The organism is Pirellulaceae bacterium (genome assembly GCA_019636385.1).
Taxonomy (GTDB): domain Bacteria; phylum Planctomycetota; class Planctomycetia; order Pirellulales; family Pirellulaceae; genus Aureliella.
In genome coordinates, this window is sequence record JAHBXT010000002.1 from 575,498 (window position 1) to 599,175 (window position 23,678).

General features: G+C 54.9%; 16 protein-coding genes and 1 other RNA gene. 6 read left to right on the forward strand and 11 right to left on the reverse strand.

What is annotated here, in order from left to right; all coding sequences use genetic code 11:
* The 3 genes from KF752_07905 to KF752_07915 are packed head-to-tail and all read left to right on the forward strand — an operon-like array spanning nucleotide 1 to nucleotide 2,788.
* Complete coding sequence (locus tag KF752_07905) at nucleotides 1-987, forward strand: ABC transporter permease subunit (protein MBX3421464.1); 987 nt, start codon at nucleotides 1-3, stop codon at nucleotides 985-987.
* A complete protein-coding gene (locus KF752_07910; GenBank protein ID MBX3421465.1) occupies nucleotides 984-1,937 on the forward strand; it encodes an ABC transporter ATP-binding protein in 954 nt (317 codons plus the stop codon). The genes KF752_07905 and KF752_07910 overlap by 4 nt, the downstream gene beginning before the upstream one ends.
* The gene (locus KF752_07915; GenBank protein ID MBX3421466.1) at nucleotides 1,937-2,788 is read left to right on the forward strand and encodes a hypothetical protein; all 852 of its coding nucleotides are present in this window, start codon (nucleotides 1,937-1,939) and stop codon (nucleotides 2,786-2,788) included. Before KF752_07910 ends, KF752_07915 begins: the two co-directional genes overlap by 1 nt.
* Nucleotides 2,789-2,790: 2 nt before the next feature.
* Here KF752_07915 and rnpB read toward each other — a convergent pair.
* From rnpB to KF752_07930, 3 genes are all read right to left on the reverse strand, one after another.
* Nucleotides 2,791-3,185: RNase P RNA component class A (rnpB, locus tag KF752_07920), an RNA gene on the reverse strand.
* Nucleotides 3,186-3,428: 243 nt separating this feature from the next.
* Nucleotides 3,429-6,170: a flagellar filament capping protein FliD gene (gene fliD, locus KF752_07925; protein ID MBX3421467.1), complete on the reverse strand. Its 2,742-nt coding sequence runs from the start codon at nucleotides 6,168-6,170 to the stop codon at nucleotides 3,429-3,431.
* A 412-nt stretch (nucleotides 6,171-6,582) separates the two neighbouring features.
* Nucleotides 6,583-9,024: a flagellin gene (locus tag KF752_07930; protein MBX3421468.1), complete on the reverse strand. Its 2,442-nt coding sequence runs from the start codon at nucleotides 9,022-9,024 to the stop codon at nucleotides 6,583-6,585.
* 899 nt (nucleotides 9,025-9,923) lie between these two features.
* Between KF752_07930 and KF752_07935 the strand changes: the two genes are divergently transcribed.
* Complete coding sequence (locus KF752_07935) at nucleotides 9,924-15,710, forward strand: hypothetical protein (GenBank protein ID MBX3421469.1); 5,787 nt, start codon at nucleotides 9,924-9,926, stop codon at nucleotides 15,708-15,710.
* A gap of 131 nt (nucleotides 15,711-15,841) precedes the next feature.
* Complete coding sequence (locus tag KF752_07940; GenBank protein MBX3421470.1) at nucleotides 15,842-16,180, forward strand: tetratricopeptide repeat protein; 339 nt, start codon at nucleotides 15,842-15,844, stop codon at nucleotides 16,178-16,180.
* Nucleotides 16,181-16,350: 170 nt separating this feature from the next.
* Here the strand turns inward: KF752_07940 and tmk are convergent, their stop codons facing one another.
* Entirely contained in the window at nucleotides 16,351-16,989 is a 639-nt protein-coding gene (gene tmk / locus KF752_07945; GenBank protein ID MBX3421471.1) for a dTMP kinase, read from the reverse strand.
* 289 nt (nucleotides 16,990-17,278) lie between these two features.
* Between tmk and KF752_07950 the strand changes: the two genes are divergently transcribed.
* Nucleotides 17,279-18,088, forward strand: a complete 810-nt coding sequence (locus KF752_07950; protein ID MBX3421472.1) for a sugar phosphate isomerase/epimerase — start codon at nucleotides 17,279-17,281, stop codon at nucleotides 18,086-18,088.
* A gap of 101 nt (nucleotides 18,089-18,189) precedes the next feature.
* On the opposite strand, the gene KF752_07955 is transcribed toward KF752_07950, so the two are convergent.
* The 7 genes from KF752_07955 to KF752_07985 form a co-directional block, all read right to left on the reverse strand.
* Nucleotides 18,190-19,134, reverse strand: coding sequence for a lactate/malate dehydrogenase family protein (locus KF752_07955; GenBank protein MBX3421473.1), 945 nt, complete (start codon nucleotides 19,132-19,134; stop codon nucleotides 18,190-18,192).
* Between the two features lie 215 nt (nucleotides 19,135-19,349).
* Nucleotides 19,350-20,273, reverse strand: a complete 924-nt coding sequence (locus KF752_07960) for a class II aldolase/adducin family protein (protein ID MBX3421474.1) — start codon at nucleotides 20,271-20,273, stop codon at nucleotides 19,350-19,352.
* Nucleotides 20,274-20,326: 53 nt separating this feature from the next.
* A complete protein-coding gene (locus tag KF752_07965) occupies nucleotides 20,327-20,635 on the reverse strand; it encodes a carbon dioxide concentrating mechanism protein CcmL (GenBank protein MBX3421475.1) in 309 nt (102 codons plus the stop codon).
* Nucleotides 20,636-20,651: 16 nt separating this feature from the next.
* The gene (locus KF752_07970) at nucleotides 20,652-21,404 is read right to left on the reverse strand and encodes a hypothetical protein (GenBank protein MBX3421476.1); all 753 of its coding nucleotides are present in this window, start codon (nucleotides 21,402-21,404) and stop codon (nucleotides 20,652-20,654) included.
* Nucleotides 21,405-21,510: 106 nt separating this feature from the next.
* Nucleotides 21,511-21,798 (reverse strand): EutN/CcmL family microcompartment protein, encoded by a 288-nt coding sequence (locus KF752_07975; protein ID MBX3421477.1) that lies wholly within the window; start codon nucleotides 21,796-21,798, stop codon nucleotides 21,511-21,513.
* A gap of 29 nt (nucleotides 21,799-21,827) precedes the next feature.
* On the reverse strand, nucleotides 21,828-23,285 hold the full coding sequence (locus tag KF752_07980; GenBank protein MBX3421478.1) for an aldehyde dehydrogenase EutE: 1,458 nt from the start codon (nucleotides 23,283-23,285) through the stop codon (nucleotides 21,828-21,830).
* Between the two features lie 35 nt (nucleotides 23,286-23,320).
* On the reverse strand, nucleotides 23,321-23,629 hold the full coding sequence (locus tag KF752_07985) for a EutN/CcmL family microcompartment protein (protein ID MBX3421479.1): 309 nt from the start codon (nucleotides 23,627-23,629) through the stop codon (nucleotides 23,321-23,323).
* Nucleotides 23,630-23,678: the final 49 nt, after the last annotated feature.

Genomic DNA, 23,678 nt, shown 5'->3' on the forward strand with positions numbered 1-23,678 from the left:
GTGCCAATCCTAGATATCGGCTATCGTAGTTGGCAGGGAGAACGCCGCCCGGCTTGGACGCGAGCTTGGGTAGTGGCTAGCACAGGAGTCAGCCTGGTCTGGCGCGGGGCTTGGTTCAGGCGGTTGTTAATATTGCTGACATTTCCGTCGCTGATTGCGGCCATCTTGGTAGGAACGTTTGAGCAGACACTCTCGAATAGTTCGACCCGTGATGCTTGGAGATTTCTGGATGAATTCCCAAGGGCGCGACAGGCTGCCCTGAACGCAGGCCTGGATATGGCCGAAGTACGAAGCGACCCGCAAATCGCTCGCCACTTTGTATGGACGTATGTACTCTTTTCATTATTTCGTTATCCGCAGGCCTTCGGAATGATACTTCTGGTGGGCCTGGTAGCTCCACGTTTGATTAGCTACGACATTCGCAGTCGTGGTTATCTGTTGTATCTTTCGCGGCCGCTAACTCCCGCCGAATATGTGCTGGGCAAGGCGGGGATACTATATGTGATCGTATTCTTGGTGGCCACTTTGCCGGCGCTCGCCATCTATTTGATGGGATTGTTTCTATCCACCAATTCGTGGGCCCTCTTCGAAACCTGGGATATCCCGCTGCGCATTCTGGGCGCATCGCTGGTTTTGATTCTGCCGACATCCGCCATTGCACTGGCGCTGTCTGCGCTGGTTGCAGAGAGTCGGTACGCTGGGTTCATCTGGTTTGCTCTGTGGCTCTTAGGGCAGGTCGTTTTTCAAGCGTTTTGGGTGAGCGAGCGATTGCCCCAATGGGCCGCAGGAACTCGGGTTGTCGACGAGGCCTATAGTCGATTTATCTATTTTTCGCCCTATGAATTATTGGGGTACATGCAGAAGATGGTCTTCGGATTGTTGCCTGGCGACGCGCCCTTATGGCTGCCGCTGCTGGCGATCGTTGCCATCACGCTTGTTGGATACTGGACAGCTTATTGGCGTGTGTCGAGGATGTTGAAATCATGATTCAGTTAGATCATGCGACATTGTTATATGGAACCGTCATCGGCATCAACGACTTTCACATAGAATTGCCTTCAGGCGCCTACGCCCTGGTGGGCCCGAACGGAGCAGGCAAGTCTACCTTCATCGGATTGCTGACCGGAGCCCTAAAGCCAACACTCGGTAGTGTGCGCGTGTTTGATTTCGATCCATTCAAACAGCCTCAGGTGTTGCGACGCATCGGACTGTGCCCCGCCAGCGACCTGCTGATTCACGGCGTCTCAGCGCGTCAGTGGCTGAGGCTGCAACTGTCGCTCAGCGGCTGGGCGGGTAGGCAAGGTACAAAGCGACTGGATGAGTTGCTGGACTTGGTTGGTTTGCGTGAGGCGCAACATTGGCCCATTCATAGTTACTCGCTAGGTATGAGGCAACGCTGCAAGTTGGCGCAGTCACTGGCCAACGATCCCGATTTATTGATCCTGGATGAACCCTTCAACGGCTTGGACCCCATCGGCCGTCATCACATGGGGCAATTGCTGCGCGATTGGAGTTCGCGCGGCAAGAGTTTGCTATTGGCTAGCCATGTCCTCCACGAAGTAGAACGCATTACCGACTCGTTCTTGTTAATCTACGGTGGACGATTGCTGGCCAGCGGTACGTCGGGTGAGCTGCGGCGGCTGTTAGCAGGGCTGCCCCAGGAGATCTTGATCCGCTCTTCGACGCCGGATGCGTTGGCGGAGCGGTTGGCGACGATGAACTGGCTGCGACAAATCCAGCGATCCGGCGAGGAACGAGAGTTGTTAACAGTGGCTGTGGATCGACCTTTAGAACTATACGAAAGCGTCGCCAAATGGGTGGCCCAGGGGCAGGTCGCCGTCGAGCAGATATCGGGCAGCGAAGGTGATATCAGCGCATTGTTTCATCTTCTGATCTCGAAACATCGCGGCGAAGTGATGATGAAAGGCGTGGCCTGATGAACAGCCAATTCGCTAACAGGCTCCGTCACAATCCACAAGCCCAAGGACCGATCATGCGATTCTGGCAGGCGCTGGGGGGCGTGATCCGTTACGAAGCGGCGCGGACACTCACACCGCTTCGTAGCGTATTGTGGCTCAGCCTGATGCTGTTGCCAGTGGCGTTAGTCGCCGCAATGTTGTATTTGGTCCAAGTGCGTGATCCGGAATACAATCATGTGGTCCTCAGCGGTTTGCTGTACGTGTTGCTGTCTGAAGTGGTTACAGTGCTGTGCATGTTGTTGTGGGCAGCACCGATCGTGAACGAGGAGCTGGAGAGTCAAACCTGGATTTACATCCTGGTGAGACCGGGAGCGCGGCTCAGTTTGTTGCTCGGCAAATATCTGATCGCCGTGTTGTGGACCGGTACCTGCACAAGCATTTCAGCGGTGCTGGCCGTCGTTATTACGACGGCAGCTGGAATCGAACGATCGCTGGAAGTTGGGATGGCCATCGTCGCTGTGAACTGGGTATCCGCAATGGCACATGGCGCCCTGTTTATGATGATTGGTACGCTGTTTCAGCGCCGCGCGATGGTCTACGCTTTCGCATATGCCGTTGCCGTCGAGGCCATCCTCGGCTGGGTGCCAGCGGTGGTCAATCGCTTTACCATCTCGTTTCGATTGCGCTCACTACTAATTGATTGGTTGGATCTTGACTTGGAAGCATTGATCGACGATGAGCTGCCATTTGTCTGGGAGCAAGATGCGGTGATGCACTTGAGCGTGATGGCGGTTGCGGTTGCTGTACTGCTGGCCGTTGCGGTGTGGCGCGTCGAACGATCGCAGTATCGCTGGCAGTCGGAAGTCTAAAGCGCATCGGTTAGCCTGTAAGCCGGGTTCTGTGGCGGCTGCGAACAACCGCCGATGGTCATTTATCTGGGACCGCAATTGCTTGCGGCCTCTAGCGATCTACCCGAAAGTCTGACCCAGCGAGCCGCCAGGTGCTCGACCGAGGCCGAGGCTGCCTTCTGTTTGATCTTGCTTCGAGCGGGGTTTACCGAGCCGCTGCAGTCACCTGCAGCGCTGGTGGGCTCTTACCCCACCGTTTCACCATCGCCACGCAGTACCAAGGTACTCGTTCGGCTGACTATTCTCTGTGGCACTTTCCCGAGTCTTGCGACTGGTCGGCGTTACCGACCGCCCTGCTCTGCGAAGCCCGGACTTTCCTCCATCAGACGAATCCAACAGCGACCATCCGGCCAACCGATGCACGCGCATTGTAACAAAATCAGAGCTAGACCCAAGGTTAGTCTTCCGAAATGGAACTGCCAGTCCCTGCGTGAGGGCCAAGCCTCAGTGCCAATGCATTCCAAGACGAAGGCTGGAGGTGACTTAGCCAGCCCGGAAGCTACCAGTTACATCTTCCGGATTAGGCTGCTCCATAGAAGTAGGGAAGAGGACTGTCGATTCACGAGAAGTGCTTCAATGTTTGAATTTTCTTTCAGTACGATCACCGGTTCGAGCGCAGCGACTGAGCGAGGGATTGCAGTTGATTGACGGAGGTCATGTTGCTTTGGAGCCGCGAGATGGCTTGCTCCATGTTGTAGAACTGTTGCAGCAGACGGGTCCGCTCGCGATCCAGTCGTAAATCCATCGACTGAATGCGAGTTGCGTTCTGTTCGATCGTTTGTTGCAGCGAATTGTTGCGGGCCAGTAACGAACCGCTCTCGATACTGGCCAACGAATCGGCGACGGCTTTAGCGCGGCGGGCAAATCCGTTTTCCGTGTTAGTAAAAAAATCCTGAACAGCACCGGGATTGTTCTCTAATACCTGCTCGAACTGTTGTTTGTCAAACGTTAATCGGCCTCGGTCGTTCAAACGTATTCCCAATTCAGGCAGAGACTGGATGGCACCTCCCGACCCGCTGCGGATCGATCCAGTCAGCAGCCGGGAATAGGCCAAGTCCATGCGAATGGCAATGTTCGAACCAAATAGCAAGCCAACTTGATTACTCTGCGCGTCAAACACCGTCAATTCATCGTATTTCTCGCGCAGTTTGTTATACTGGTCGACAAACGTTTCGATCTGCTTGCTCAAGCTGTCGCTGTTGCTGGAGACTTCCACTGTAACCGGCGTGGTGGATGTCGAATTAACTGTTAAATCAACGCCATCGATGAGATTCTTGAACTGATTGGTGCGCGAGCTAACCAGCACTCCGCCTCCCGAGTTGTTGGTGCCGTAGGATATCAACGCGTCGCGAGCTTCGGAGGTCTGAGCGAAGTCGATGTCTGAAGACGAACTTATGGCTACTCGCGATGCTTGGCCGGTCGCTTGTCCGTTGAGTTGCAAGCGAACTCCGCTGGCTCCCAGATTAATCAAGCTGGCTTTAACGGGCGAGCCAGACAGTTCGTTGATCTGCTGAGTTAAATCCGCCAGAGTAGTCGTGGCGGTTGTGGTCATTCGCAGCGTCTTGCTGCCATCGATGCCCGAAACCTGATCGTCGTCGATGGTTATTGTCGATGCAGAACCAGCGATACGCAGTTGCTTGGCGGCTGATCCCGTGCCGACGTCAGCTACGGTCATGGGGCCCGCTCCTCCCGCAGTGTCCACCAGCAATATGCCGTCGCCCGAATGGTTAATGCTTGCGGTAACGCCGATCGCCATGCCGTTGATGCCGTCGATGATATCGCCGATGGTCTTGGGAGACCGCGTAGAGACATTGTAAGTCGCCGAGCTGCCAGCGGAATTGGTGATGCGAAATGAGGACTGCGATAACGTTCCGCCAGCTAGAAAGTCGTCCAGTGAGGTAGTGCGGCTCACGAATTGGCGCTGCAGCGATCCGCTATCAATGCTGGTACCGGTTGTTGTTCGGGCGATACCCAGAGCGGTAGCCGAGTTCTTCGAGTCAGCATCTTCGATTACGAGACTACCAGTGCCACCGCTAGTATCCACGATTTCGATGCCCGTTTTTGTACGATTGAGCTGCACGCGGAATGAAGCGTTAGAAGCCCCGTCGTTTATGCGTTGAATCACATCACCCAACGTCTTGGCACCCGCCAGGTCGATCGTGTCGCTCTGACCTAGTCGATCGGTGATCGTGACAGAACCCATCTCTCCCAGACCACGCCCGCCTTTGAGACTGTCCAGTAGCGTATCGCTTAGTCCGGAAAGTAGTTTCCTGCCCGTAATCGTGCCACCCATTCCAGGACCGGTTAGGCCGAGTTGTTGCGCCAGGTTGCCGGCTGGGCTGGAGATCGAGAATTGGGCAGTGCCAGAGGTCAAGTCTTGTACTTCGAGCGAATGCCCGTCGTTGCTGATGCGAGCCACATACTTGCCGTTGGAGGCCGTGTTAAGCGACTGAACCAGTTGTCCAACGCTGGCGTTGGCGGCGTCTAATTGACTGGTCCAATTAACTGTCGAACCATCGCGCAGTGACAATCGCAGCGCGGTGCCTTGAGTCGGGATATCAATGCCAATACCATCCCGCAAACTCCGCAGCGCCGTGGCATTACTCAGGATATGAATATTATTTCCAACGGCGGTACTGGATGCTACGTCAACATTTTGGAATCCGAGATCGCGAGCGGTTGTACCGCTACCGATATCGACTATTTTCAAGTTGTGGACGACGCTGCCCGAGACATCGGTCAGTTCGAATTGGCCTCCGTTAATTTTGGCGACGACCGACAGACCTTCGGCTGAGTTGATCGCTGTAACTACATCGGCAGCGGTTTGAACAAAACGCAAGTCGATCTCGCGACTGGTTCCAGCGCGATTGGTAATGCGTATCATCCCGCGCTCGACGCCACGACCGCCGTTCAGCTGATCCAGGTTGGCAGACTGGTCTAAGAACCCACCGGTGTGAATGGTGATATCACCGGCAGACAGTTTGTGCTGGCTCGAGGCAAATAGTGAGCTGGTTAATTGCTGGCTTTGCGCCTGGCGGACCGGGATAAAGCTATAGTTGCCCAAGGCGGCCGTACCGGTGCTGCGGGCGGCGATAGTCTCGGGTTTGGAGCTGGTGACTTTGGCCGAGTTGAACAGCGAGGCTTGGCCGAGTCGATCGCCACTTAGTTGGACTCCGATTACCAACGTCGTCAGTGTGGTGATCGCGGTTTGTTCTTTGGTCAATTCTGCATTGCGGTTGGATAGTCGGTTCCTGGGCAGCGCATTGATCTGCATCAATTGATTGACGGTCTCTTCGATGGGAACGCCGGTTATGAGTCCGACGCTGGATTGGATGCGTCCCATGGCAATTTCCTGACTGGTCTCTGTGGCAGCGACACGAGTCTTAAAATCGACTTTTTTAGTCTGTCGGCTCCACCAGCGTCCGCTGATTCCCTGGGTTCCTGGCAGACAGTAAGCCGCAAGAGGAGTATCTGCCAGACATATCTTGCGTAATCGTTACGCGCGCGTGGTGCGGATGCGTGATGTCTTCGGTAGCTACGGCCGTCAGACCGTGATTATTCGTAGCCCTCCACGCTCTAACGAGCGTAGTCACCGAGCCGTCTCCCCGCTCTGATGAGCGTTGCGACAGCTAAAAGCCGCAGCGTGTCCAACTGGCACGCTGCGGCTTGCAGTTATCTGAGGCGGCGGCACCGAGCGAGATTGGGGAAAGAATCGCTCGGCACCAGCCGCCCTAGTAGTTTACGCTAGCTTTGTCTTATCGCAGCAAAGCCAGAGCATTTTGTGGGCTCTGGTTGGCCAAGGCCAACACCGTAGTACCGGACTGGACCAGGATTTGAGCTCGCGTTAGACGAGCCGTCTCTTGAGCGAAGTCGGCGTCACGGATGGAACTTTCAGCTTCAGTCAGATTGCCGACGGTGTCGGTTAGCGAAACCATGTTGCTCTCCAGCGTTGTAGATTGGAATGCACCCAATCGACCTCGCAGGCTGGTCACCTGAGATATCGCTTCGCTGACGATCTGAACCGCCATACCTGGATTCGACTCAAGCGATGCGATTTCGCCGCTACCCAACTGGAACAATCGACCAGAAACGCCGCCCAAGCGAGAGGTGCTGACGCTGGAGATGCCCACGCGTGCCTGCTGATTGCTGACTACATCACTACCCAACTGGAACAGGGCACCGCCTCCAGTAATCGAGAATTCGATGTTGTCGCTGGAACCTTCGGCAACTGTCAGAGTCATGGCCAGACTGGCGGTGTTAACCGATAGCGTATTGCCACGGCCTTTGGCATTGGTACCGTTAACTTTGGCAGCGATGTCTGCACCAAAGTCGCGGGCACCGGCCCCTATCGCCGAGGTGAACGAGCCAAGTGCGTTTTCTTGGATTACTCGCAGATCGACAATAGCCTCTGAACCGTAAGCGGTCGACTTCAGAATCAATCGGGTGTTGTCGTCTGAATCAACAGCAGCGCTAACGCCGGTTGCATCGCTAACTAAGTTGATCTGCGTTACCAGTTCGGCGAGTGTTGTACCAGCACTGACGTTGAATACTTCCGAACCGTTCTTGCCCAGCAGTTCAAAAACCACATTGTGGCTGATACCACCGGCTTGGCCGTCCACACCATTGTCGAAACTAACGCTGGAATCAGCATCACCGCTTTGGAAACTGGTTAGCGTATTGTCTTCAGCGGCTTCGGCCGTGTAAGTGCCTTCTTGGTTGATGGCATCAACGATATCGTCAATCGACGTGGAGATGCTGTCATCGACGGTGATGGTCAGGTTGCCGTCAACATCCACGGCTACTGTGGGAGCCCCCGTACCGCCGGTAGCAAAAGTGATGGTAGCACCATTGGCTGCGGCACCGTTACGAGACAGGTTGATTGTGGCTGACAGATTGGCAGCTTCAACGGCCTCGACCAAGTCGCCTGAGGCGGTGGTGTGGTCAGCGGGATCGAAGTACTCGATGTTGTCTGGATCGTCCAGCGTGGCGCTGAAGCCCTGGATGCCGTTGATGGCAGCCAGGATCACATCCAGGCGGGTATTACCGGCCGAACCAACGGTGATTTCGATATTGCTACCATTGAGCGCCGCCGACGGAACAGCGTCCGGAGGGGTATTGTCGGCAACTACGAAGTCAAAATCGGTCAGACCATCGACAGCGGCGGTCACCGTGATGCTGGCTGTCTGGGTGGTAGCCGCAGTACCAGCGGTAGCGAAGGCAACGCCAGCAGCGGCGTCGCCGTTGGTGACGGTGCCGGTGTTGGACGTGACATCCAACTCAAAAACCGCATGATCTGCCAGTTCGGTAGCGATGGCCCCTAGTGCCTTACCCTCTTCCAGTCGCACGGTGATGGTTTGGGCATCATCGTCGATGGTGATGGAGGAGAAGTTGCCAGCGTCAGTAGTGGTGACGTTGACGGTATAGCCGTTATAAGCGTCGGTTTGTTCTTTAGTGAGTAAGGTGAACACGCGATCACCACCACCGTCGATGTCGATGGCACCAGTTTCGGCGACAGCGCCAGCGATGGTTCGAGTGAATTCGAGAGTGCGCGAGGCACCGCTTCCAGTAACGGAGCGTTCGAGGGTCAGCGAGCCTGTGGAGGCCACCGAGTCAACCGTCGCCGCAATGTCCCCTACAGCCACTTGGGCTTGCTGAGCAGCGCTACTGATGTTGACCGAAACCGCCATTTGACCGGTTGATCCCAGGTTGGCCTGGTTGATCTTCAAGTCCTTGACTTGAGCGTAGTTGGTACCAGCGGTAGTCAAGAAGTCCATGCTGCCATCCAACAGCTTGCGACCTTGGAAGGTGGTGGTCCGAGCAATTCGGTTGATGGCTTCCAACGAGCTATCGACTTGCAACTGGTTAGCGGCGATTTCCGATTCACTCATGGCACCGCTGTTGGCTGCTTCCACGGCCAAACCGCGGATGTTGTTCAGCAGCGAACTGACCTGTCCCAGAGCACTATCGGCGGTGGCAATGATTTGCGAAGCCCGCTTCGTATTTGAAATAGCCTTGTTCAGGCTGGTAATATCGCTGCGCAGTGCTTCGCTGGCGATCAGACCAGCCGGGTCATCTTTGCCGCTGTTGATTCGCATACCGGTGCTCAGGCGAGTCAGCGCCGTTTGCAAATCCATGTTCGTTCGATTCAGGCGGTTTTGGGCTACTAACGAGCCCACGTTCGTGTTGATTCGTGTCATTCTTTACTTCTCCGGTTGGTCGGATCGCTAGAACAGACAGGTTCGCTGTAGGGCTGAGTCGTTCTGGAAAGGCGATCGAACAGGTTTGCCAGCGGTCAGGCTTGGCTAATTGGTTTTTGGTTACGCTTCAGTTCCTTAGCACGCTTGCCAGCCTCACAGTGCAGACACACCTTGGGAAACGTGCTGGTAGACCTTAGCACCTAGCACTAGCGCAGTCGGACAAGTGCAACAAATTTGCTCAAATAGCTGAGACAGTGCAGGTGACAGCCTCTTGTCAATCCGCAGAACCGTTACGACCCTAAGCCTTTAACGCGTCCCAGAGTCAGCGGCGTGCCCAGTGTTGCGCTTGATAGCGCGTGGAGGAAGTCGCGCAGCAGTCAATAAATCACTGAACAAGGCCCTGAGCCTTGGTGAACTCAGCGGGCTCTGAAGGTTTCGGCGCAGCCGAATTTAAGCAGCTGAATTTAATTGAGGTCAAAGGAAGTTGACGGGCGCTAGTGATGCATTTACTCGGGGGGCATTAACGTTGAACCTTGCGATACGGGGACGTGGCAAGAAATCGAGAATCTAGCCCGATAAAACTCAACTGAGTCTGTTCCAGACTCATGTTGATCAGAGGCTCTGCCCCGATCATCTGTTGGTTGTCTTAGCCACAAACTCGACCGGCAGCGGCTCCAGATGGCCCTTGAAGATGCGCATTGTGAAGCCTTCGGAGCGCCCGCGGCAGCCGTTGATGATTCACGCCCGGTAGCAGACTCAGGCGTAGGCTGCATAGTGCCCTACACTAGACAAGCTTTCGGAAGACAAGAATTCTGTTGGCTGGCGATAAATAGCCAAAATTTTAAAGAAAACGCATTCTTTCAGCCTGGCAGAAACTAAGTTTTTCTTGGCGTATGGGGATGCGATCGACTAAACTGGAAGCTCCCGCCTTCCCTGCCCTTCCCGCCTATTTGGTACCCAACCGGGTACATCTGAAAATGCTGAATCAATGCCTGAAGAATTCGTTGAACCTAGCACTTCTAGGGCTGTTGCTATTCCCAACAGTAATCGCTGCTCAAGAAGAGCAAGACATAACCTCCTTGGCGCACCCTGAGGTGGCTGAGCGTCTGAGCTTGACCGACCAGCAACGGGCTGAGGTGCAGAAGATTCTGTTAGAGCGCGCCAATGAGATTGCTGCAGCTGCTGACGCCAAGGCGGCCGATTCGGTCAAGAGGGAATTTGACTCCCGCCTGCAAAAGCTGCTGACCGCTCAGCAGCTCGAGCGCTGGCAGCAGTCACGGCCGGCTGAAAAGTTGATGTTTCAATTCCGGGATATGAAATGGGACCAAGTCCTGAATTGGTTTGCCTCTCAACAGGATTTGACTCTGGTGATGGATCGAACACCACCTGGCAGTTTCACTTACAGCGACACTCGAGCTTACTCGGCCGCCGAAGCCCTGGATTTGTTGAATAGCGTACTGATGACACGCGGTTTCACGTTGGTGCGACGTGAACGAATGTTGACGCTAATGGAATTAGGCGATGGATTGCCGATCGAATTGTTACCCAAAATTCGACTCGAACAGTTACCTGAGCGCGGCAAATTCGAGCTGGTCACGGTTGACTTCTCTCTCGACGGCAGGCCGATCGATTCAGTTTTAGCGGAGGTCAAACCTTATTTGAGCAGCTATGGCCGCGTATTGCCGCTGGCGCGTGGCAGTCATCTATTGGTTATAGAGCACGCTGGCAAAATGCAGATGATCAACGAGTTGATATCATCGGTGCCAGTTGCAAAATCGCCCGATCGACCACCGGCCCCACCATCGCCAGTCTTCGCGTCTTACTCGATTGGCAATCTTGAGGCTAGCCAGACACTGACTGTACTTCGTCAGTTAATTCCTAGTGAGCACCTGTCGGTAGACCAACGCACAGCGGTCCTGAGCGCTTTTGTAGTTCCCGACCAACATGTAGCGATCAAACGGGCTCTCGATACCATGCAGGAGAAGCAGTCCGAGCTACCTGCACTCCAGTCAGTGGTTTATCCGTTGACCAGCATGACGGCGGCTGAGTTTCGGACGCAGGTGGCTATTCTTGCTCCAAACGTCAAGGTCCTAACCACCAGCCAGCGCGGATTGATCGTTGCTATGCCGTCTGAGCACGGGCTGATTCAGGAGGGACTCGCGGCACTTGGCATTCATCCAGAGCAAGTCGAGCAAGACACACGTAGCTTTGAGGTTGCCGCAGCTGATGTCGCTTCGCTCGACACAGCGCTACGCAGTTTTCTGCCGGCAGGGCGCGTGATTGCCAATCCGCAGGGAAGCTTAATCGTTCGCGGATCGGCTGCAGAGTTAGCCAGCGCAGAAGAGATTGTCCAGGCCTGGAAACGTTCCACTGAAAAGCGACAGCTCAGATTGCAAGTCTGGAGTTTGCAGCGCCCGGCAGATTCCGAGTGGCTAGCGACAACATCGCAGCTGGTGCCTGGCGGCAAATTGTGGCTAGCCCAGGAAGCAACACGTTTGTTGATGTTGGGCAGTGAAGAAGATATTCGGACCGTCGAATCGTCACTTCCGGCACTGAATGAGCTATTGCCTGAGTCCAGCGAAAGGAAGCTGCATATCTATTCGCTGACCAAGCAACAAATGCTGCGCCGATCGACTCTCGGCCGATTGCCCAAAGAACTCTCGGGCATGACCGTGGCTGACGGGGGGCAAGCGTCAGAATTATTCGTGTGGGGAACAGCCAAAGAGCATGCCGCGTTTGCGGACTATTTGCAGCAGCTTGATCAATCGCCACCACCCGCCCAAGTGCGATCGCCTCACGTTTACCCGTTGGCCATGCACGATACGGCTACAGCCATGCAACTGCTGACAGCTGAGTTTCCGGCTGCCGGATTCAATCTTAGTCCCACTGGTCGACAGCTTGTTTGCGTTGCGGAAGAGGAATTACACGAACGGATTCGTGCTCGGGTCGAACAAATGAATCAGCAATTGCCGCCGCGCGAAGAGGCGGTGTTGGAAACGTACGATGTACCGGGTATGACTGCAGTGGCCTTGCAACAGGCCCTTACCAGTGCGACGGCCACCAGTACCGTGCAGTTGGATGTTCAGCGCGAGCGACTGCTGATCTGGGCCACGCCAGACATCCATGAACGTATCGCGGCCATGGTGAAAACGTTGAGTGAACGCCCTGACGCTGACCGGCAAAAGATTGTCGTGGTCTATCCGCTGACCAGCGCTCTGGCCAGTAACGTCAAATTGGTGCTTGATCAGCTGGGGCTAAGCGCAACGGTGGTGGCAGATGACAAGCTCCGGCAACTGGCCGTCACCGGGACTATTGCCGATCATGGCATTTTGCAGTCGGTGATTGCGCAGATCGACCGGCAGTCTGCGACCAGCCCCCAGCCGCTAGTGCGCAGCTATGATGTCAAGTCATTTCAAGCTGCACAATTGTTGACGACACTGCAGCCCCTGTGGCCCAACCTGAAGATGTCCGTCGATTCAACGGCCAATCGCTTGATTGCTTCGGGATCATCCGCTGAACTGGATCAAGTTGGCAAGTCGCTTGAACAACTGCTGCACACGCCGGCCGCAACGCCGGATATTATTCGCACGTATGCGGTGCCACAGGGCGAAATGAATTCCTTGCCCGCGACTTTGAAGCAGATTGCACCGCACGCCACCATCAGTAGCGATCCGCTTTCCAGAACGGTTACAGTAGCCGCTGATGAATCGCAACACGCGCGCGTTCGGCAGGCCCTAGAGCAACTCACCCTGGCAGCCAGCAGTTCCAAGCAGGCGACTACTTATTCTGTCAAACCTTCGCAACTAACGGCCGTGCAGAACACCTTGTTGTCACTGTTCCCAGGAATCAGTCTAGCTGGTGACGCGACTACTGGACAAGTAATCGTCGTCGCTGGGCAACCCATACATCAAGAAATTGGCAAGGTTGTGGAAATGTTAGCCACGGGTGCGGGAGGTGCTGAACGGACGGTGCAAGCCTTTCCGCTGGACGAGCATCGTTCGGAGGCCGCCAGCTTTCTAGCGACGCTTCAAACACTCGTCCCGTCGCCTGTTCGTCTATCGTTGAGCCCTCAATCGGGAGCAATCTTGGCGGTTGGTACACCGGAGGAGTTAGCTGAGATTGCCCGACAAGTTGATTCGCTGAAGCAACAACTGCCCGCCGGAGAACTGCCGCAGCCCAGCGTATTCAAATTGCAGCACGCCAACACCGCTACCACGCTAGCCATGTTACAAGCCTTGTTTCCCAAAGCAACTCTTGCTCAGGACGCAACTACGCAAACCATAGCTGTCACGGCAACTCCGATGGATCGTCAGAAAATCGAGGAGTTTCTGAAGCTCTTCGATACTCCGCGTGAGAACGGCCAAATCTATCAGGTCTACCGCGTGGAAAGTGGCGGTGGAACGGCGCTGGCCAGTGCTCTAACGGCACTATTTCCCGATGCGCGCTTCTTCCCGGATCGCGAAGGCAATGCGGTGTTGGCGGTGGCGACTCACATACAGCACGCGCGGATTCAACCGATGATTGACCAACTGGCAAAAGCTGCACCACCGTCATCGACACGAGTTTTTCCACTGCAGCGAGGTAACGCGCAGTCATTGCGTGCCGCAGTACTTGAATGGAATCGCAATGTCAAAGTGTCAGCTGATGTGGCATCCAATACTCTGATTGTTTCTGCAACGGACGACGAGCTGAAGCGAATCGAGCAGATTGTTGCCGATGTTGACGGGTCGGCCAGCGATCAGCAGGTAACGCGATTCTATGTGCTGCAATCAGCCAATCCGACGGTGTTGGCGGGGGCTTTGCAAGTCAATTTTCCCAAAGCCACTGTGGCTGGCGACACTACTAGTGGCGGTGTGTTTGTTACAGCCAGCCTAGAGCAGCACGAGCAGATACGCGCGCTCGTAGAACAACTAAATGAACAGCCCGGACGCTTAGCGGCTTTGCGAACATTTATAGTCGAACATGTGCCACCACCGGCTGTTGCAAAAGCGCTGACCGAGACGTTGGGGCGACGAGGTACAGCCAGTGTGTCATTTAACGAAGATACTCAGTCGGTCTTTGTCGTCGGCATGCGCGAAGACTTGAAGATGGCCGAAGAGCTAGTGCGAATGGTGGATGTGCCCGGGCAAAACCGCGAGCCGCGACAGTTGCAAGTGTTTTCAGTCGATGGACTGGATGGTCGCTCGGTGATGGAGTCGCTGGAAGCGGTCTTTCGCGATGACCCCCAGCGTCTGGAAATGCGTCATGACTATACGGCTGGCCGGCTCTATGTGTTCGGCAATGAACACCAACTGTCCCGCGCCGAACAAGTGATCAAGAGTCTTGCGCCCCTGCCCCGAACGTTGCAGGTTATTGCGCTGGGTGACTTAGATCCGATCGTGACCAAAGAGGCGGTTGACACGCTGTTTACCGATACGCCCTACAGTCGTACTCCCTTAGTCACAGTCGACGCGGACCAACAACGTCTGCTGATCAAGGCAACCGAGGCACAGCACGAACAAATTCGCTCGTTGCTGAGGCAGATGACAGGAGCTGCGACCGCCAATGACGATCGTGGTCCGGCCGCAGGTCCGATGGAAACTGGGCACAGCCATGTCAGAGTGCTTCCCATGCCTCGCGGTTCGCAGCGAATTTTGGAGCAATTGCAACAGATATGGCCGACATTGCGCACCAATCCGTTGCGAATCGTTTCGCCCGAGACTCTGTCGGCGCCTGCTAGCGATGAAGGGGCTGCTTTTCAAGGGCTGGATGGCAATCTGCAAGTTGCAGCAAAGGACGCACTGCATCAAATTCACAGAAAAATGGACACAGCCAAGGTTCGGTCCTCAACGATTCGGCTAGTAAATACTATTCAGGAGTCAGAGGAGCAACCTTCTGGCCAGGCAGCTGCTCAGTCCGGCGCCCCTGAGGCAAACGCAGCGCCTGTTGTTATAGTGACTGGAGAACAGCAATGGTTGCTCGCCTCAGAAGACCCGCTCGCCGTCGCCGAACTTGAGCGGGTACTAAAAGCGATTCGCAATCCGAAAGCCGAACCTTTGGTATCGACCGGCAGCTATTCGCTGTACCTCCTACAACGCGCCAATGCCGTCGATATGCAAACGCTGCTACTGGATTTATTGCGTTCCAGTGACGGACGGTCCTCACGAAGCAGTTCGAGCGACTTGTATAGGCGAATCAAGATTGTCGCCGACGCCCGTACCAATTCACTGGTCGTTTCAGGCTCTGCCGCCGAGCGCAAAGTCGTCGAAGAGTTAATTGGTGTCCTGGACTCGGAAGACTTGATGGGAGGATTACAGCAGATGGTACCAGTGGTACTGGAGCTATCAAGTGCCACCGCCAATCAGGTCCTCAACATTCTGCGCGATATCTATCGCTCGCAATTGGCAACCAGCGGTTCCAGACGTCCCATTGCGATTCCCGAAGGAGTATCTGCTGATGTTGCCACGCTACTGCAGCAGCTCAATGCTCAATCGGCCAGCCCCTTGCTGACCATCACAGCCGACGAAACCACGAATTCGTTGATTGTGCGTGCGCCACCTGACTTGTCACAGGAAATCCAGGCATTCGTCGGTTCCCTAGATCAGAGGACCGCTGACACGCCATCGCGACGCGTCGAACTGATTCGCCTACACTCAACCAATGCCAAGACGCTGGAGCAGGCTCTCAAGCGGCTATTGACGAAGTAGCCTTTGCCCGGATTTTGCAGCGGCACAGGCGTCAACGGTACTGTCGCAAAGCTGGTGATTGAGGTTACAATCCTCGTTCCGCAGGTATGAGCCTGCGACGTACTCGATCTTGCAAAGGAACATGGGAATTCATGTCAACGATCAGCGAGCGCTATAACGCTGCCGAAAAACTAAAGGACGAGGGAAAATCGCAAGAGGCCATCGCGGCGCTCCGAGATATTCTAAACGATGACCCACATCACGTCCTCAGTCATTTGACCCTCTGCCGATTGTATACGTTGGCTGGTGAATTTCAGCAAGCCATCGAGCATGGTCGGAAGGCGTGCGAACTAGAGCCGAACGAGCCGTTTAATTTTACAGCTCTCAGCTTGACATTTCAGCGGACGTATGCCGGGACCCGCGACACGCAATTTATACAGCTAGCCGAAGATGCCATGGCCGAATCTCGCCGCTTGGAATCCCTCCGGTAATGGCCAGAGCGCCCAGCTGCATGGCACGATGGGCTGCATACACAATGCGCCGCATGACCGAGAGACAAGGTAGCCGCTTGTGATTAGGCCGCGTACTGTAACGTGTTGCGCACGGCGCTGCCAAGCTACGGTCCGTAAAGCGCAGTAGCGATATGTATTTAGCGAGATATTCAGCGCGGGGCGTCGCTGGAGCGCAATAGCAGTTGATGAGCAATCGCATCTGTAATCTGCAGGTGAATAGCTTCGATGGACTGAGTCGCATCGACTACCATCAGTTGTTTGCTCAGTCGTTTGCCCTGTTGCAAGAATCCGTCGCGAACGCGCTGCATGTATTCTAGGCCCCGACTTTCAAGGCGGTCGGGACGACCCTTTAGGCGACTTCGCGCCAGTACCGGATCCAAATCGAGTAGGAAGGTCAGGTCAGGCGTGACACCGCCAGTGGCAATCTCTCCGACATCCCAGATGTGTTGCGGCTCCAGTCCGCCGCCACAGCCTTGATAGACCACATTTGCCAGTAGAAAGCGGTCGCAAACAACGCTGCGACCGCTTGCCAAGGCGGGCTGGATCACCTCTTGAATCAATTGGGCGCGACTGGACATGTACAGCAGCATCTCGGCCATAGTCGTCATCGGAATTTCGAGGCGATGCAGCAATATCTCTCGGAGGCTTTCGCCAAGTTTCGTACCGCCTGGATCGCGCAAGGTGATGGTGGGCTGACCCTGCCTCTCAAGCCAGTCGGCTAACAGCCGGCACTGGGTCGACTTACCACAGCCATCAATGCCGTCGATCGAAATGAAGTATGCTGACATGGTCCGCGCAAGAATGTGAGCGTTAGAGGTTTTGATGGCAGTCAAAATATCACGCGTGATCGTCATGAGCTAGGGGTGAATTGAATTCCAGTGCAAACAGGCCGCCGCGTGCTAGCATAGAAGGAATCTTGAAAGTCGCAGTTTACAATTTCGCTCGTCTACTTCACAATACTCAGCCTCAATGCCGTGAGTGACGAGCGTTTGACAATGCAATAAGATTAGTCTGCGAGTGGGACATGAAGTTCACAAGCCGCAGGCTTAGGCGATTCAACCAGAATGGATGTTTAGGATGTTGCAGCTTTCGGTCAATGAACTGTCGACGATGAAATGGAATTTCGAAGAAGATGTTGTTCACTACCATGAAGCGGGATTCTCGACAATCGGCATCTGGTATCCCAAGTTGGCTCGCTACGGAGAAGAGAAAGGCAGTGAGTTGCTGCAGGAGTACGGTTTCTCGATTTCCTCGTTGTCTTACGTGAGCGGGTTCACCGGACACTGTGGGGTTACCTATCGACAGAGTATTCTAGAAGCCTTGGATGTTATCCAGCTGGCTGCCGATATCGGTGCTCCCACAGTTGTGCTTGTGGCTGGTAGCCGCAACGGCCACACGCGCAATCATGCGCTGCGAATCCTACGTTCCGCTCTCCATGTTTTAGCCGAAGCAGCTCAGGCTGTGGGAGTTCAATTGGCTCTCGAGCCGACACACTTGGGCTGTTCGAGCGATTCGTATCTAAACACAATTCCACAATGCCTGGATGTGATCGCTGAAATCGGTAGTCCGAACCTTGGACTTAATATAGATATTTATCATGTGGCGCATGACTCGTCGCTATGGCAGTGGATGAAAGCCGCCGCCTCGTTAGTTCGATTAGTGCAACTGGGCGATGCCAAGTCTGCTCCTGTCGGACAACAGAATCGCTGCCCGTTAGGCGATGGTCACTTGCCGCTGCTAGAACTGATTGATCTCTTTCAAAGCAGTCGTTATGGCGGCTACTACGAAATTGAACTCCAAGGCGAAGGTGTCCAGCACCTGGAGTATATGCAACTGCTGGATCATTCCCATCAAACGGCTCGCCAGTGGCAGTTGCAACTGGCCTAGGCTGCGCGGTCGATAAGAGTAGACCAGTCGCCACTGTCCCCGACGGTGAACTCCAGTTAGTCCACGGTCTGGTGCCGCAAAATATTATGATTCTGCTCGTCTTAAACGGCACTGACCCGCTTCATGACGCTCTCGAGTGTCGGTCGCAGTGCCGCAGCGCTACCGCGAAGTCCCTGCAACTCTTTGGGCCACAGTTCTATTTCCAGACGCTGCTTGACACCACACCGGCTGACAATTGTCGGAACCGACAGGGCTACGTCGCGAATTCCATAACATCCAGTTTGCACACTGCTGACCGGCAGAATGCGGTGCTGGTCTAACAAGATCGACTCAATAACGTCGCGAATGGCGATTCCCACAGCAAATCCTGCACCACCTTTGCGCGACAATACTTCGGCACCAGATTGTTTGGTGCGCGCAAATATCTGATTTGCCAAATTCAGATTCCAGCCAGGATACTTGTCAAGCGGCAACCCACCCACGGCAGCGCTTGACCAAATCGGCACCATGCTGTCTCCGTGCTCACCCAGAATCAAGGCTCGAGTCTGCGTGGCTGGTGCCGCAATCTGCTGCGCGATCAAGCTGCAAAAACGAATCGTATCAAGCTGCGTCCCAAGCCCCATGACATGATCATTAGGTATGCCCAGCATTTTTGCCGCTACGTAAGTCAAGATGTCCACTGGATTGCTGACCACCAGGACTTTGGCGGATTCTTTGATTCCGGCTGCTTTGACTTGGCGGAGGATATCGACAAATAGGTCGGTGTTGCGATTGATCAGGTCCAGGCGCGACTCGTCGGGCTTGCGTCGCAAGCCAGCGGTGATGCAGATCACGTCACTGGATGGAATGTGTTCGTACGAGCCCGCAACCAAAACCTGGTCCGCCACGCTCGGCGAACCGTGTTGCAGGTCCAGCGCCTGACCCTCGGCCAGAGCTTGATTGACATCCAACAGTGCGATTTCGTGGGCAATGCCGCCGCACTGCAAGGCAAAAGCAGCACAACTGCCTACCAATCCACCTCCACCGATAATGCTTACTTTAGTCATGTGTGTTTCGTTCTGTTAAGGGCCCATGAGTTTGTAAATGTTCAGGCCACGCTCCCCAGGGCGAAGTTGCTGGCCGGCATGGAACTGGAGTCGACCACATTTGAAGTGATTTGGGCTCACTGCACGTGTTTTGGAGTGTAACACGCAGTCGGCACCAGCTTCGCTTGCGTCACTTTAGGCACCACTGCCTGTTCATTCGTATTCTGCACCGCCCTTCAACTGCGGGCGGCTAGCTGGGTCATCACCAAATCGGTAATCATTTTCACCAGTCGCTCCTCATCCAGCCCTGTGGAGCCTGAGACCGCAGCCGCAGCGGACTTGGCTGAAGACGAGCTGCCGGTGCTGGGCGTTGCTGCTGCGCCGCTGGGGGCTTGGGCCGGCATCGGCGGTGGAGCGTCGAAGGCTCGCCGTTGCACGCCAGCCGATTGCCAACTATCACGAAAGATATCGTTGGCGCAAATGTCGCAGTTCTTGTACTCTTCGGTCAGCCGCGGATCGGCGAAACCCCATTTATTCTTCAGTTCCAGCAACTCTTGGCTCTTTTGCTGGTCCAAGTAACTGACATGGCCCAATTGACGAGCCAGCATCAAGATCCGGCAATAGGCGTCTAGAATTTCCGTCCACCAGTAGGCCTTCTCCACGTCTTCACCAAAGCTGACTGTGCCATGGTTGGCCAAGATCATGACGTTGCATTTGTTTACGAACGGAATGATCGTGTCGGCAAATGCTTGTCCGCCCGGTGTTTCGTATTTGGTGATTGGTACATCTCCCAAGAATACTTCCACTTCCGGTAACACACACTGCGGAATCGGTTCGCGGGCTACTGCAAACGCTGTGGCATGTGGCGGATGACAGTGGACCACCGATTTAATGTCTGTCCGCTGGCGATATATTTCCAGATGCAAAAGCGCTTCGCTGCTGCGCTTCTTGCGGCCAGCCAACTGCTTGCCGGTCATGTCGATCAGGCAGATATCGTCGGGCTTCAGATATCCCTTGGATTGCATGGTCGGCGTGCATAACACTTCGTTCTCGCCGATGCGCACCGAAATGTTACCATCGTTGGCGGCCGCAAATCCCTTGTTGTAGATGCGGCTGCCAATTTCGCAGATGTCCTGTTTAATCTTATGGCTGTTGAGCATGATTGTGCTTTAGTTAACTGTGAATTGAATTTGCCAGGGAATGAAAGGATGTATTAGAATTTGAGTTGTCCGACGGCGACCGCGTCGACATGCACGTTATCGAGAATGGCTGAACAATAGGCATCAACGGCTTTCAGGTCTGGTCGAAACGGTTGAGCGGCTTCGGCACCGTCGCTGACGGCGATTAAACTGTCGAGTCCTGCTCCCAAATCGTCCCACACCACAGCCAGTTCTGGTTGTGGGGTAGGCTTGCCGGTGAGTGTCGTCTGTTCTTGAGGTTCAGCGGCCAACAATCGCGCCGATTGATAGCACGGATGGCAGCGGCTAAGCGTCACATTACCGATCACCTTGTGAATTTTCATAGTTCGGGCTCCCCGGTTAGTGCTTGCTGTGAGTCCAAGATTGAATCAATTTCGCGACCTGATACGCAGACCAACGGCTATCATCAAGGATCAATAGATTTGGACGCGCCTCCGCCATGGCTCGGGGTAAATCGGTAGAGGCATGCAGAGAAACCGCTCGCAGTGCTGGACTAGATTTAGCCCCGCAGGCGATCTGTACAGCGAAGGGGTGCGTCGAGAGCCACACACTCTGCGAATTGCTTTCCAACTGTTGAGACAATTGCAAGGCAACCTGATCAATCGCAGCCCCCGCAGGAAATAAACTCAGCGGTTGTTTGGCCAGTGCTGAAATCGATTGTAGTTTTTCAGGATTGGCAATGACAATGAAAGCTTGGCCATTTTTTGGGCCCGCAGCGCTATCGCGACTGGTCGTATGACCTGAGGAACGAACGAGCGCGATTTCGAGTCGCCTCAATAGGTCACATACAGCCGGAGTTACAACCGTTTTGGGGCCTACATGCAACTTATGGACACCGGTGAGCCGATCTTTCAAATCGTTTAAGGTGACGATTCGATTGGAAAGATGCAATGCTCCAGCTGTTTGCTCAGCGGTTGTCGATTCAGCCGCAGATTGCGGTTCGCCTAACACTGAAGTTTGCTGTTCTTCGAGCACCGTAGCGACGGCACTCGATCCGACTGTGGCAGCGCTGCTCACGGCATTCTGCTGGCTCAGGCGTGCGACCACTAGGCGGACGATGCGTTCAACTTCGGGATTAGAAGGCTGGTTCATATCGCGGTAGCCACCGTCACCAAGACAGTGGCTGAGATGTTGGTTTGTGGCGGGGAGGTTGGTTCAGCTTGAGGGGCGGTGATGCGGTTCAGTGTGATCAGGGATATCAGCCTCTGTTGTTGGTTTCACAGGATTGGCCATCGACAATGCCCAGCACAGCCCAACGAATCGGCGAATTCTGAATTCCAAACAGGTCGCGAATCGCAGCACCGTCAGTCGTCAACATCACCCGATCTCCAGGGCCCGCGCCCATGTTGTCAACTGACAGCACAGGTGCGGCATCGGCGGTTACACCATCGGACTGCAACGGCTGAGTCAACAGCAGTTTTAGTGACCGCAACGTCGAATGTTTGATGGTGGCGTGTGCGTGGCCAACGACCAAGGCTACTTGCATAGTGATTTATCCAGTTGTCAACAATAAAACTAGCGATCCGGTCCACCCAAAATCCACAGATCGTCAATCAAGCTGCAGCGTCGTTCACGGGTAAATGTTAGTGGCGTGGTCACGCCTTCTCCGGTTGGACCGGCGATTGAGAATGAAAGATAGCCTTCACCACCCAATCCCAAAGCGGCCATGCACGGACCGTTCTTGACGAAAAGCGTCGTATCTAGTGCGCGAGCCATCTTGGTCATATTGTTGACATTGCGCGAGTGAATAATGCTGGTATGGCGATAACCGTGTTCATAGTGCTGCGCCAGTTCGATGGCGTGTCGCACATCGCGGCAGCGAACAAACGGTAGAAACGGCATCATCTGCTCGACGGACACAAACGGATGCTCGGCAGGCGTTTCGCCGAACACCAGCTCCACGTCGGGGCTTACGTGCGCTCCAGCGGCTGCTGCCAACTTGGCGGCATCCTGACCCAGAAGCTCCTTGGTCGGCGTCAGGTGCCGATCCTCTCCCACCTCTTGGAAGGCGGCTGACGTTAGTCGCTCGATCTGGCTGCTGTTGAGTCTCACGGCACCGGCGCGTTCCATGGCTGCCAGCATGGCCTCGAACACCGAGTCAACCACGAACACTTCCTTCTCTGCGATACATAGCAGGTTGTTGTCGTAGGCGGCACCTTGAATGATACATCGCGCTGCGCGGTCCAAATCCGCTGTCTCGTCGACCACGACCGGAGGATTGCCCGGACCCGCCACAATGGCCCGCTTACCACTGTTCAAGGCGGCTCGTGCGACGGCTGGACCGCCAGTTACGCAGATCAGAGATACGTCGCGGCTGCGAAAAATAGCCGATGCCGATTCAAGCGTCGGTTCGGTAATCAGACAGATCAAGTTGTCGATGCCAATATCCTCGTAGATGGCTTGATTGAATCGCTTGACGCCCTCGGCGGCGACCTTGCGACCACTGGGGTGTGGATTGACTACCAACGCATTTCCGGCGGCGATCATGCTGACCGCGTTGCCGGTAATCGTCGGCAGCGAATGCGTCACCGGAGTGATCGCCCCAATCACACCGAACGGGGCGTGCTCAATGACCGCCAGACCCCGATCTCCACTGTAAGCCTGAGTCGACAAAAACTCAGTACCCGGTGAGCGTCGTCCGAGTGTTTCTAATTTGTCGATCTTGTGCTTCAAGCGTCCAATCTTGGTTTCGTTCATTTCCATCGTGCCCAGCTCTACGGACTGTGAAATGGAAATGCGGCGAATATGATCGATGGCCTTCTTGCGATCTTGCATGGGACGACAACGCAATTGCTCGAAGGCCCGCCGCGCTGCCGCCGCCGCCCGATCGGCGCATGTAAATAAGCCGTATCGCTCGGCGCCAGCTGAACCACCAGTTGCCACTGGCGACGGGCGCTGCGCTTGACCTTGGCCGCGTACTTCGGTCAGCACTTGAGTGACGACACTACGAATCAGGTCTTCAGTGATTTGCATAATGGACATCTGCTTAGAAATATTGAGTCACGGAATTATTGGCGACTATAAACCGAGGAGTTCCCGATATTGACGGTGTCGACGATGCCAATGACCACGCAGTCGACCGGTAGCTTTTGAGTTTCTGGCGTAAAGCGTGCGCTGCTTCCCTGCACGATGAGCACATAGTCCCCCACGCCCGCGCCCAGCGTATCTACGGCGATGAATGTGCGGCCCGTGGTAACCAACTGGCTGCGGTTGGCAGACTCCAAACGATACGGCTCGACCACCAACAATTTTTGTCCGCGCATGGTTTCGACCTTTTGAGTCGCAACCACCGATCCGGTGACTTTAGCAACAAACATGTTCTGGTCCGTTATTCAGTATGAAGTGCGAAGCCACTCAGGCGGCTTC